A 12,459-nucleotide genomic window follows, 5' to 3' on the forward strand; every position below is an offset into this window, starting at 1 on the left:
GCGTCATGACAATTTTAACAGAACAACATGCGAAAAAGTTATTAAAAAAAGTACTGTCATTTTCTAAAGCAGATGAATGTGAGTGTAATTTAGATGGTCAAGTTGGCGGCAATATTCGTACCGCCCGTAATACGGTATCAACAGCTGGTGAGCAAAGCGATTTAACATTAGCCGTGCAGTCAACTTATGGTAAAAAGACTGGCGTTGCCACGATCAATGAATTTGACGATGCCTCTTTAATGAAGGTGGTTCAACGTTCAGAAGAATTAGCAAAACTAGCCCCAGATAACCCAGAGAATATGCCAGCGTTTGGCAAGCAAAAATATAGCCAGCCTAAAAGCGCATTTGAATCGACATCGAGTGTAACCCCTGACGATAGGGCACAAGCTGCAGAGGATAGCATTAAGCCTTCTAAAGCAAATAAATTAGTTTCATCAGGCTTTTTACAAGATGTAACGACATTTGTTGCCATTATGAACAATAAAGGTTTGTTTGCTTATAATAAGTCTACTAATGTCGATTTTACCGTGACAATTCGTACTGAAGATGGCAAAGGCTCTGGTTGGGTTAGTCGTGATTATAGTGATGTAAAACACTTAAATACTAAGGAAGCGTCTCAAATAGCAATTGAGAAATCAATGGGCTCGGTTGACGCTAAAGAAATGGAACCAGGCAAGTACACCGTAATTCTTGAGCCTGCGGCTAGTGTGCAATTATTAAGTAATATGTTTGGCAATATGAACCAGCGTTCTGCTGATGAAGGTCGAAGCTTTTTAAGTAAAAAGCCAGAAGAAGGTAAAGAGGATGGTCCAACGAACCGTTTAGGCGAAAAACTGTTTGATGAGCGAGTCAATATCTATTCGGATCCAATGAATAGTGAAGTACCTACTGCTCCTTTCGCTGGTGATGGTCATAAAGTTGAGCGTACAGACTGGGTGAAAAACGGAAAAGTTGTTAATTTGCGCAATTCACCTTATTGGGCAAATAAAACTGGCGTAGCTTATAACCCGACGGCGTATACAGGCTCTGGATTATTCGGCGGCCCAGCACAAATTATTATGACCGGTGGTGACGATAGTATCGAAGATATGATTAAAGATACCCGTCGCGGTATTCTCGTAACGAGACTTTGGTACATTAGAGCACTTGACCCACAAACATTGCTTTATACCGGTTTAACACGTGATGGTACTTTCTATATTGAAAATGGGAAAATTAAATACCCAATTAAAAACTTTAGATTCAATGAAAGCCCAATTGTGATGCTAAACAACATCGAAGCGCTTGGTAAACCACAACGAATTAATGGTAGCTTGATCCCGCCGATGAAAATTCGTGATTTTACCTTCAGTAGCTTGTCTGATGCGGTATAGAGTAACGTAACGAAAATAAGTGAAATTTATGCCAAGGTAAGCGTTATTATATTTAGCGCTTACCTTGGTTATTTTACTAAGCAATTAATATCTTAATTTTTAACAAACACAATTTAAATTAGATCCGACTTTGAATAGACGCAACTTTCTTCAAGCACTTTCATTGGCTTCATTAGGTATTTTAACAACACCTTGGCGGCCGTTAAGTGCGCGTGAACACTTTGACTTTTTTTTCACCCGACTGAGTTATGAGTCAGGAGATTGGGAAGTTGATGAAAGGATGCCTGCTAATGTACTTAACTCATTAATTGAATATACCAGCCTACGAGTTGATATCAACGAGCGTATTATTCCGCTATCCGACCGACAAATGTTGTCAGTACCATTCTGCTATTTAGCAGGGCACAGGCTTGTACAGTTTAATAGTGATGAAAAGGAAAACTTTAAACGTTATGTTGAAAATGGTGGTTTTGTTTTCGTGGACGATTGTAATCATGATATTGATGGCATGTTTGCACGCAGTTTCGAATTAGAAATGCAAAATATGTTTGGTGAACAAGCATTGAAAAAAATACCAAATAATCATGCTATTTATTCATCTTTCTTTGAGTTTGATGGCCCACCAAGAACCTCAATAGAATTAAATGGTTGGGGAGATGATCTTGTCCACAACTATCTAAAGGCTATTGAAATAGATGGCCGAATTGCCGTTTTATATAGCAATAAGGACTTAGGCTGCGAATGGGACTATGACTTTAGAAATAAACGTTGGTTAAAAGAAGATAATACCCGTTTTGCTGTCAACATTGTTATGTATGCCATGAATAGCTAGCCCTGCAATAGCTAAAGCATGAAAATTGGAATAAAAATGAACGAAAAAGAAATAAGTGCGTTACTTGCAAAACTTGCAAACGTAAATAAAGAAATTGCTAAAGTTATTGTTGGCCAACAAACCATTATTGATGAAATTCTTATTAGTATTCTCGCTGGCGGACACTGTTTATTAGAAGGTGCGCCAGGGTTAGCGAAAACTTTAATGGTTAGCTCATTGGCGAAAACCTTGGAGCTTAATTTTAATCGCGTACAGTTTACCCCTGATTTAATGCCAAGTGATATTGTTGGTACTGAAATATTGGAAACCGATCACAATACGGGCGATCGTTTTTTTAAGTTTCAGCAAGGTCCTGTGTTTACTAATATTTTATTAGCTGATGAAATAAACCGTACACCACCTAAAACCCAAGCTGCATTGCTTGAAGCGATGCAAGAAAATAGCGTCAGTTATGCAGGGACGACTTACAATTTACCTAAACCTTTCTTTGTCTTAGCAACACAAAATCCGGTTGAACAAGCGGGAACCTACCCGTTACCTGAAGCCCAACTGGATCGATTTTTAATGTTTATACGTGTTGGATATCCAACTGAGCAAGACGAAGTAGAAATTCTAAATCGAACAACAGGTAATTACAGTGCTGAACTAGCGGCAATACTAAATGCTGACGAGATAATAACGCTGCAGAGTTTAGTTCGAAATGTGACGGTATCTGAAGAGCTACTTAAGTATGCTGCCCATTTAGCTAGAGCAACGCGTCCAATGCATAACAGTGATGTTCTAGAACAATCAGATACAGCTAACACATGTGAAAGTGTTGTTAACTATGTGCGATGGGGAGCGGGGCCAAGGGCTGGTCAAGCACTTATTTTATGTGCAAAAGCGCGAGCATTACTGGCGGGGCGCTATGCTATTACCCTGAATGATATTCAATTTGTTGCACCGGCCGTACTACGACATAGAATTTTACTTAATTTTCAAGCGGAAGCTGATGGCATTGTTACCGACGATGTTATTCGCGATCTAGTCAAACACGTGATGCTACCCGTTAGTCCACTCAATTAAGTGCAATAGAGTATTACACGTGCAACAACCATTTTTTGATGCCAAAACCTTACAACGGGTAAAGGACTTGCCTATGGCAATTAAAACCTTAGCTCAGGGATTCTTGCAAGGTATCCATACCAGTCAGCAACGGGGTGTAGGGGTTGAATTTAGTCAATTTAGAGCTTATGAGCCCGGGGATGAACTAAGTAAAATAGACTGGAAGTTGTTTGCTCGCTCAGATAAGTATTTTGTTCGAGAAGCTGAACGAGAAAGCGACGTTAATGTTTGGCTAGTAATGGATTGTAGTGAGTCAATGTTGCAGCAATCGGTAGTTACGCCGTTGTTAACAAAAACATCGCAACAAACAGCAATTAATCAAACTGACATAAGTCAAACTGGATGCTGGCACAAGCTTGATTATGCTCGATACTTATCAGCAACAATTGCCTATTTAGCACAAAAGCAAGGGGATGCAGTTGGTTTATTAACCCTATCAGGGCAAAAGAATATGCAAATGCCTGCACTTCCCGGTAGTAAGCATTGGCAAAAAATACTGATTGCATTAACTAAGCTTAAAGCTAACGGAGCTTTGCCAAACAGCCAACAAATAATAAAGCATTTAAGTGCAATACAAAAAAATGGCTTGGTGGTGGTGATTAGCGATTTTCACCAGCACAGTGGTGAAGCGTTATCCCTTTTAAAGCAACTGAAAAACAGTAAAACTGATGTTATAGCCTTTCATTTAGACAGTGATGACGAGATTAACTTTCCTTATCAAGGCTTAATTAAATTTCAAGATTTAGAAAGTAAGGAATTTGTCACTGTCGATGCGAAGGATATTCGCGCTGACTACTTAAGTAAAAAATCAACGCTGAATGAACAACTTATCACTCAATGTAGAAAGCACGATATTGACTATTTTGTTGCCAATATTGACCAAGCACTTGATCAATCTCTGGTTAATTTCATACAAGCACGTAAACGCGGCAGAGGTAGGTAATGTTAAGTTACTTTACTACTTTTGGCGTACAAAGCCCATGGATGTTAACGGCACTAACGCTATTAGTTATACCGGTACTAATACATATCATTAGTAAAGGCCGAGTTCAGTTAGTTAAATTTGCTAACACTAAGTTAATTAAAGCGGCTAAACCGAAAAAAATGCGCCATTTATTATTAACTGAGCCATGGCTGTTATTGCTGCGCTTATTACTACTAATAGTGGCTATTTTATTGTTGGCCAAAGTATTCTTTCTGAAGCCATTACCAACCTCTAATCAGGTGACTTTAGTTACTTCTCAGTGGTTAAATGAAAGTAATGAACGCGAAAAATCACAATTGCTATCATTGGCTAAAGGTACACCAATTTACCTTTTGGCAAGCAGAACTAGCTTGTTGTCAGAACATGATATTTCTCAATGGCAGCAAAAAAACTTAAGCGCTGCGCAAAGAGTAGATAATAATCAATCAGGCAATGTAAATAGTGTCGTTAATATTCGCCTTAATTTAGCTTCTTTCCTCGCTGAAGTTGACCCTAAAACGGTTGTCGATGTATTTGTAACTAATAGCGCTACACAGTTTATTTCATCAGTCTCATTTCCAGAGCTGGAAAATCACCTTATTAATTGGCATATAAAGCCTAGCCCATACTCTGCTGTTCAACAGTACCTTGAAAGTATAAAGCTGGTGATCGTTTATGATCAAGACCGTGCTGACGATATTAAATATTTCAAACCTGCATTGGCAGCTATTCAACTGCTATCGGCACCTAAGCTTTCTGTAAAAAGCTTTTTAAATCAGCAATTATTAACTAATACTTTATACCAACAAACGTTAGCGGAAAAACCAAATTGGATTTTTTATTTAAGCTCACAACAGCCTGATAATTTTTTAATTACTGCGCTAGCAAATGGCGCGAATATCGTTATTGATGCGGAAAATACTGAGGAAAATTTAACAGCGCTACCTATTATCACAGTGCGCCCGAATAGCGAAAGCTTGTTATCAGAAGGTATGATGTTTTACCAACGTGCAAGACCACTCAATATCTTTAAATCACTAAACATCAGTGACGAAGAAAAAGTAGAGAAAGTACTTTGGCACTTCACAGAGAAAAATGTAACAGAGCAAAATGTAGTAAATTTGCCGATGTTGATACGTAGTGAAATAAATTGGCAGAACCTAGAAGTTAATACCAGCGTTAATAATCAGAGAAGTTACGTTTATCAGCTGTATTCACGTTTTTCACCGTCGTGGAGTACACTTTTAACAACAAAACATTTACCAATATTTTTACAAAACTTATTGCTGGGTCATTGGCAAAAAGATAAGGCTGAGCGGCAGTATTCGCTTACCGAAGCGCAAATCCGTGACTTAACACAAAGCCAATTACCACAAGTTATAGCAGATGATGGTAGTGAAGTCAGTACAGATCCGCAGCGTAATGCCAAAACTGTAGATAACTTACTATCAACTGAAACAATGGAATCAACAGGTACTCATGCATTAAATAAGCTTCCTAACTTAGCAACAGTAATTAAGCAACAACAGCGCATTGCAAAAGATAGCCAACAAATATTGGCAATTTTATTAGTCTTGTTATGGCTTGCTGAACGCTTAGTTAGCGAAATATCATTACGTGGCAAGCGAGAGGAAATAGCAACTCACAGCGCCAAGCAGGCAAAAGCTGAACAGGCAAAGGCAGATAAGGTAAATTAAATGACTGACAATACCTTTGCCAATACGAAGAAAACTAACTCAAATATTGACCCTGCTAACAACAAAATAACTGGCAGTGATAACGGCGGCGATGACACCGACGGCAATAGCATTTACGATAAAGAAAAGCTGTTTGCGCAAACCTCACAGCAATTATCAGTAATATTAAATCAATGGCGTCGAAAATATTTATTTCAAAAAACGGTATTGTTTCTACCAATATTGTTTGCTGTTTCTAGCGTAGTTTTTTATTTATTGTGGAGTTTTGTATTAAGCCCACTAGTAGCAATGTCAGCTGCTATCTTGGTGATAGTATCTATATTTGCTGCGCAAGTGATAGCTATAAAACGTAGCCAACAATACAAAGAATTAACACCACAGCATCTATTATTGCATCTAAACCGATATTTTCCTGAATTAGAAGAGAGCGCCCAATTACTTGCCTGTGATCGGCAAAATTTATCGCTATTAGAAAGGTTGCAGTTTAATAAGGTACTCGTACAGGTCAATAAAATAACCTTACAGCAATTAAATTCGAGCCAGCAATTTTTATCACCAAAGTTTGCTCAAAATATATTTTATCGGGTAATGTTGGCCTCAAGTTGTTTAGTGTTATTAGTACTAGTATCGGCTAAATATCAATGGTTAGAGAAAGCATTTAGTGTTGTACAAGTCAATAATCACAGCAATGATGTGACGATAACAACTGATCAACCAATGGCGCTAGTCGACATTTTATCTCAACAAGTAATCGTTGAACCGCCAGCATATAGCATTACTACATTAAGAGATAAACCTGTAGATAAATCAATAGATAAGCCGCAAGAAAAATTAATCGAGCAATCGAGAGAATCCTCTTCATTAAATGTTAATACGCTAGCGGGTAGCAAGATAACTTGGCTTTTTAATTTTACAGAGCCAAAGCAAGATTATTTCCTGAATTTTTCCAATGGTGAACGTCATCAGTTAAAACAAAAGGAAGATGGAAGCTATTATTTTCAGCATACTTTTACCGCCAGTACTGCGTATCATTTATCACTAGCCGATAATGAATCTATATTGTCAGATGTATTCTCTGCAGTCTACAGCATAAAAATTATAGCGGATAAGGCTCCTAAAATTCGTATTATTACACCAAAACAAACAGTTACCGAGTTTAAAGAAAATGCAGTGCCTCAGTTAATATCACAAGTGCAAATCTATGATGATTTTGCCATTACTGAGGTGGAAATTTTGGCTTCTATAGCGAAAGGCTCAGGCGAAGGCGTTAAGTTTCGCGATCAACGTTTTACATTTGATTATAAAGAAGAGATTGCGGGTAAATATCATTATTACAAAAATTGGCAGTTGTCTGAGCTTAATATGGAGCCAGGCGATGAACTTTATTTTACTGTTTTAGCAAAAGATAATCGTACACCAATAACGCAACTAACACGATCTAGTACCAAAATTGTTCGCTGGTTGGAAGCTGGGCAACAAGCAATAAGTGCTGATGGCATTTTGATTGACTTTATGCCGGAATATTTTAAAAGCCAACGACAAATTATTATTGAAACCATTGAACTTATTGAAGATAAACCTGACTTGACGGCTGACAAGTATAGAGAAACATCTGAATTATTAGGTGTAGCACAAAGTGAATTGAAAGAAAAATACGGCCAATATTTGGGTGATGAATTTGAAGGTCAGCATAGTGTTGGGGTGTCGTTCGCCGATGACAACGAACACCATGATGAACATCAAAAGCCGACGGTTCATGTACACGACGACCATGGCGGTAGTAATGCCGTGATTACTCAGCAAGCACCAGAGCATGATCATAGTCATGCAGGGGCTGGAGGCATAGTTGATGACGGCAACAATAACGATATCTCTGGAAAAATGGCCTTAATTAATCAATATGGGCATAACCATGAAGACAGTGATGTTGGTGTGATGACCAGCCAAGACCCAAAAGCTTTAATGAAAAAAAGTTTAGAAAATATGTGGCAAGCTGAATTACATTTAATGCTGTCTGAACCCGAACAGGCCTTACCTTACGAAAAAAAGGCGCTAAAACTGTTAAAACAAGCTAAGAAAGCAGAAAGAATTTATGTTAAACGTCTTGGCTTTGAACCGCCTCCGGTTAGTGAGAAGCGTCGTTATCAAGGAGAGCAAAAAGAGATAATTAGTAACCATATTCAGCAAACGCAATTTCAGCCAGCGCAACTTTCTGACCAAAAGCAATTAACATTTAAGCGTTTTTTAAAAATGTCACAAGCGTATCAACTAAGCCTTGCTAAGACTAAAGGTCATGCCAATACGTCACGCCCTGTGCTTAATGCTGAAATGTTAACTGTTGTGCAAAATGTAAAACAGGTCTTAACAGAAATGGCTGTAGAACGCCCAGCGTTAGTAAGATCCTTAGCAATGGTTGAACGAATACTGTTAAGGCAAAGCTTAACGTTAAATCAATGTGATAATTGCTTAGAAAACTTAATGGCGAAATTAGTGCAATTGCTTCCCGCAGCAACAGCAGTGCCTAGTCAGCAACGGCAAAAGGTTTTAGATACCGAGCCACTACTGAAAAATTATGGTCAGTTCTTAAAGGATAATTCGTGAGTATTTCGTTTATTAATGATTACTATATCAACATTACTTCGGCGACTCATTGGAGCATTGTGGTATTGGTCTTATTAGGGCTGCTGATAACTATAGCGTTAGTTTATCGACGCTTTTATCCACTATATGTGAATAACTTGAAAAGTAATTTTGATGTAATTACTGATAACCATCGCCAACCCAGGCATTTACGTTTTTTACTGGTTACGTTTGGTAATGTTGTTGCGGCTTTTGCTCTAGTTTTATTTTTACTTCCTATTGAAGTTAAAACAGAGAACGACTTGTTTGATGTACTTATAACGCCAGGAACAGATTACCTCTCAGATGAAAAACGGCTTAATTTACAAAGCTATGATGAAGATGGTTTCACTTCAAGGTTACAGAGCGCTCGTTTTCTATGGCTGTTGGTTAAAAACGAGCAACAAGATTACAGCAAAGAATTTCTGGAACACCTTAAACTGCATTATCAAAATAAGTTAATTGTCATTCGCACGCCACAAGAACTCACTCAGTTATGGCAACAAAAAACGGAGCGAGAAAACCATTTACCATTTGCTCAAGCGATACCGCCTCAGCAGTTAATCGTTGTGGGTGATGGATTAAATGCCCAGCAATGGCAAAAGTTCAATAACAAGAGTTTAACTGACTTGAAATTGTCTTTTTATCCTAGTAGCCAAAAGCTCGGCGTTGTTAAACTAAATTGGCAAAAAGAATTGCCTTTAGGGGCTGATGTTACCATAACAGGAAAATTACAAACACCAGAACGAGGCAGCCATCAGTATCGTGTGAGCTTGTGGCAACATCAGCAACTCATTGAAAGCAGTATTATTAATGAAAACGGTTACTTTCAATTGCAAGTTACCCCAAAAGTTTCAGGTTTGTTCACTTATCAATTGGCGGTTCACCAAATTGATAAAAACACTTCTGACAATACTAGCTTTCATAATGATAATATTAGTGGCTATAGGCAAAAAGACTCTAGACAAAAAAGTGCTAGACAAAAAAGTGCTAGACAAAAAAATAATGAGAAAAAAAGCGCTGAAGCTTTATTAAAAGAAGCTCATGTAGTCGAACCTGTTAGTTTTAATATACTCGAGCCTAATAAAGTAAAGGTTGTGATTAAACAATCGTCCCCATCGTTTGAAACAAGGCAATTAAAGCAATGGCTGAGTCACACGGGCAACTCTGTTAAGGTGTTCAGCCAAATTAGCCGTGATAAATGGTCGCAGCAATATCATAATTTTTCAGCGGATGAAAAAAATAAGTCGGTAACAAACAGCCATCTGTTAACAGTTAAAATGCTTGAGGAAACCGACTGGTTATTACTCGATAGTAGGGCACTATTAAATTTGACTGAAAACGAGTTAAAGGTGCTAGAAGCTGAAGTTTATAACGGCTTAGGTTTATATGTTATTGCGGATAAATCTTTAATATCGGCACAACAACGCGTAGCAGTTGAACATAGAAATCTTCTATCTGCCTTTAATTTTCAGAGTATCGAATTAAGTGAAAAACTAGTTATGCCGCTATGGCCAAATCTAGATGAAATGGATAACGAAAGTCCAATTCTTGCCGCCGCTGCAGAGGTGAGTGTTGCCGTAAAAGGGGGGCAAGTTTTGGTTGAATCAGTACGTGGACGAGAGCTGGTTTCAAGTTATCAACTGGGGTTAGGTAAAATAACGATTTCTACGCTTAGCCAAACGTACCCATGGGCACTAGAGTTTGGTAATGAGCTTTATAGTCAGTATTGGCAATATATGCTTGAGCAATCAAGTCGGGCAGAAACATCGACTTATTGGTTAAAGCCAGTAGAAGATAAACTGCACTACGCTGGAAGTGCAGAGTCATGGTGTTTAGTTACTGATAAACCAAAAGTTTATGCGAATAAAGTACAGTTATCGCCATATCCGTTATTAAACTCTCGACAATGTGGGCTTTATATTGGAAAAAGCTCAGGATGGACAAGTGTCGATGCTTTCGATAGCAACAATCAGCTAATAGCGAGACAATCGCGTTATATTTACCCGAAAACTAGTTATATTGCGTGGCAACAAGCAGTGAAACATCAAACTAGTATTAATTTTAATGAACTGAAACCAGTAGAAAGCAAAGTCAGTTATCCTGTTGCCCAACTGCAAGCGGTGAATAAGCTTTACTTATGGCTTGTGTTATTTATAGCGTTAGTTTTTTTGTGGTTGGAAAGAAAATGGTTAACAGGCTAGCACGTTATCTTTTCAATGGTCGTGCTAGCTGTGCCGATCACTTGTTACAATTTTTTTGACTTAAATGAAAATCAATTGCGGCAATAACTAATAAAACTGCGCCAAAAATGATTGCCCAATGTGCGGAAATTAAGGCGAGAAAACTACCAATAATGGCAATCACAACATTGGCTAAGCTAAAAGTGGTTGTGATCAAACCCATGAGTTGTCCTTGCTCTATATCTGAATATTGCTCTGAAATATAAACCGGCAATAAGCCATTAAAAATCGCTATAGCGATACCGGTAATAGCATATACTGGCCAAACACTTGTTGCAGAAAGCAATGGGTGCAAACTAAACAAAACAGCCATTAAAATCATGCCAATAATAGCCCCTAATTTTAGGCCAAATAGAAACTTTAATTGTTTGATAAATAAAACACTGGTGAAGGTCATAAACAGTGTTAACACAACAGTGATATATCCAATAGCGGCACTAGAAAAATTAAACTCCTCAACTAACCATACCGGATAAAACTCGTAATAGGCGTTCAATCCTAAGGTCGCGAGTAAATAAATAGTGAAGATCCGTCTGATATTAGGGTTACCTAACAATGCAAATGAGTTTTGACTAGAGAACAATGTCGAAAACTTACTATTTTTTACGTGTTTGTCTTTGTTATCAGCTGGTAATAATACGCTAACACAAAACAAGGCAATTACGATGGCACCGGCGGCAAAGTAAAAGATACTATCAAGGCCATATATTGCCAGTAAACCTCCAGCGAGCGGGCCAAGTAACCAGCCTAAATAACCCGTAGCGTTGACTAAATTGAAAGTATACGTTTTATCTAATGTCGGAGAAAGATCGACCGCCACGGCTTTGGCGATACTGATATTACCAGAGAAAATACCGGTAACAAATCTCGCTAATACAAACAGTAAAAAGTTCTCTGCTAATATTGCAAACGCCGATAAAACGTAGCTAACTACCGTTAATATTAGGGTAATTATTAAGGTTTTTTTTCTACCATATAAGCCTGACGCCGCGCCAATTACCGAGCTGCCCAAAATAACGCCTAGCGGATATATCGCTAAAATAATGCCAAGCAAAATTTTACTAGGAATATCAGCAAATGTTGTTAAGGCATTTACTTCATTTAGAAATACGGGTGCTAGTACAGGGTAAGGTAGAGCAATGCCTGCGCTACTAAACAACACAACCAGCATCACCGCAAATAACGCTTTCTTAGCTTGTTTCTGCTGGTTTTTGTTTATAGGTGCTGTGGTTGTATTTTCTATATTAAGGTGACTCATTGATAATTCGATTTACATTATTATATGCGAAAATTTAATAACGTATATCATCAGTCATCTTTACAGGTATGTAAAGTTTTTAGTTTATATAAAGGTTCGGGATTGAGATTAATTATCCAACAGGGCAAAAAATGTAATAAAACTCAGCTTGTTAGCTAATATGTAATTAAGTGTAATTGATGCGTAATAAGTTGTACTATTGAAGTAACACCTTGTACATGACATTGTTTATTAACAATAAACATTTTAAGCTAAATGCCATTAGAGTAATCATACTTTCAATGGCTATTAGTTTGCGACGTGTTGTTATCGTATAACAAGTTGAATGAAGCCATGAAACCGCTGCGAAGTCAGCATAATAAAGTAGGA

The 12,459-nt window shown here is 37.8% G+C and carries 8 protein-coding genes; 7 read left to right on the plus strand and 1 reads right to left on the minus strand.

Going from position 1 to position 12,459, the window contains the following annotated elements; all coding sequences use genetic code 11:
- The first annotated feature begins 5 nt into the window (after positions 1-5).
- The 7 genes from AC27E9_RS10625 (at position 6) to AC27E9_RS10655 (ending at position 10,793) form a co-directional block, all read left to right on the plus strand.
- Positions 6-1,373, plus strand: a complete 1,368-nt coding sequence (locus tag AC27E9_RS10625; protein WP_487129942.1) for a TldD/PmbA family protein — start codon at positions 6-8, stop codon at positions 1,371-1,373.
- Between the two features lie 163 nt (positions 1,374-1,536).
- The gene (locus tag AC27E9_RS10630) at positions 1,537-2,205 is read left to right on the plus strand and encodes a DUF4159 domain-containing protein (RefSeq protein ID WP_487130066.1); all 669 of its coding nucleotides are present in this window, start codon (positions 1,537-1,539) and stop codon (positions 2,203-2,205) included.
- 36 nt (positions 2,206-2,241) lie between these two features.
- The gene (locus AC27E9_RS10635) at positions 2,242-3,270 is read left to right on the plus strand and encodes an AAA family ATPase (protein WP_487129944.1); all 1,029 of its coding nucleotides are present in this window, start codon (positions 2,242-2,244) and stop codon (positions 3,268-3,270) included.
- A 19-nt stretch (positions 3,271-3,289) separates the two neighbouring features.
- Positions 3,290-4,252 carry a DUF58 domain-containing protein gene (locus AC27E9_RS10640; protein WP_487129946.1) on the plus strand — a complete coding sequence of 321 codons (963 nt, stop codon included), beginning with the start codon at positions 3,290-3,292 and terminating at the stop codon, positions 4,250-4,252.
- A complete protein-coding gene (locus AC27E9_RS10645; RefSeq protein ID WP_487129948.1) occupies positions 4,252-5,970 on the plus strand; it encodes a BatA domain-containing protein in 1,719 nt (572 codons plus the stop codon). Before AC27E9_RS10640 ends, AC27E9_RS10645 begins: the two co-directional genes overlap by 1 nt.
- On the plus strand, positions 5,971-8,571 hold the full coding sequence (locus AC27E9_RS10650) for a hypothetical protein (protein ID WP_487129950.1): 2,601 nt from the start codon (positions 5,971-5,973) through the stop codon (positions 8,569-8,571). It abuts the gene before it with no gap.
- A complete protein-coding gene (locus AC27E9_RS10655) occupies positions 8,568-10,793 on the plus strand; it encodes a hypothetical protein (protein ID WP_487129952.1) in 2,226 nt (741 codons plus the stop codon). The genes AC27E9_RS10650 and AC27E9_RS10655 overlap by 4 nt, the downstream gene beginning before the upstream one ends.
- Positions 10,794-10,830: 37 nt before the next feature.
- Here the strand turns inward: AC27E9_RS10655 and AC27E9_RS10660 are convergent, their stop codons facing one another.
- Entirely contained in the window at positions 10,831-12,090 is a 1,260-nt protein-coding gene (locus tag AC27E9_RS10660) for an MFS transporter (protein WP_487129954.1), read from the minus strand.
- Positions 12,091-12,459: the final 369 nt, after the last annotated feature.

The sequence above is a fragment of the Colwellia meonggei genome (assembly GCF_057537295.1).

Excerpts from the sequence above, each read along its gene's own strand:
- AC27E9_RS10625 (WP_487129942.1), top strand. The coding sequence starts at position 6 with ATGACAATTTTAACAGAACAACATGCGAAAAAGTTATTAAAAAAAGTA.
- AC27E9_RS10635 (WP_487129944.1), top strand. The coding sequence starts at position 2,242 with ATGAACGAAAAAGAAATAAGTGCGTTACTTGCAAAACTTGCAAACGTA.
- AC27E9_RS10645 (WP_487129948.1), top strand. The coding sequence starts at position 4,252 with ATGTTAAGTTACTTTACTACTTTTGGCGTACAAAGCCCATGGATGTTA.
- AC27E9_RS10650 (WP_487129950.1), top strand. The coding sequence starts at position 5,971 with ATGACTGACAATACCTTTGCCAATACGAAGAAAACTAACTCAAATATT.
- AC27E9_RS10660 (WP_487129954.1), bottom strand. The coding sequence starts at position 12,090 with ATGAGTCACCTTAATATAGAAAATACAACCACAGCACCTATAAACAAA.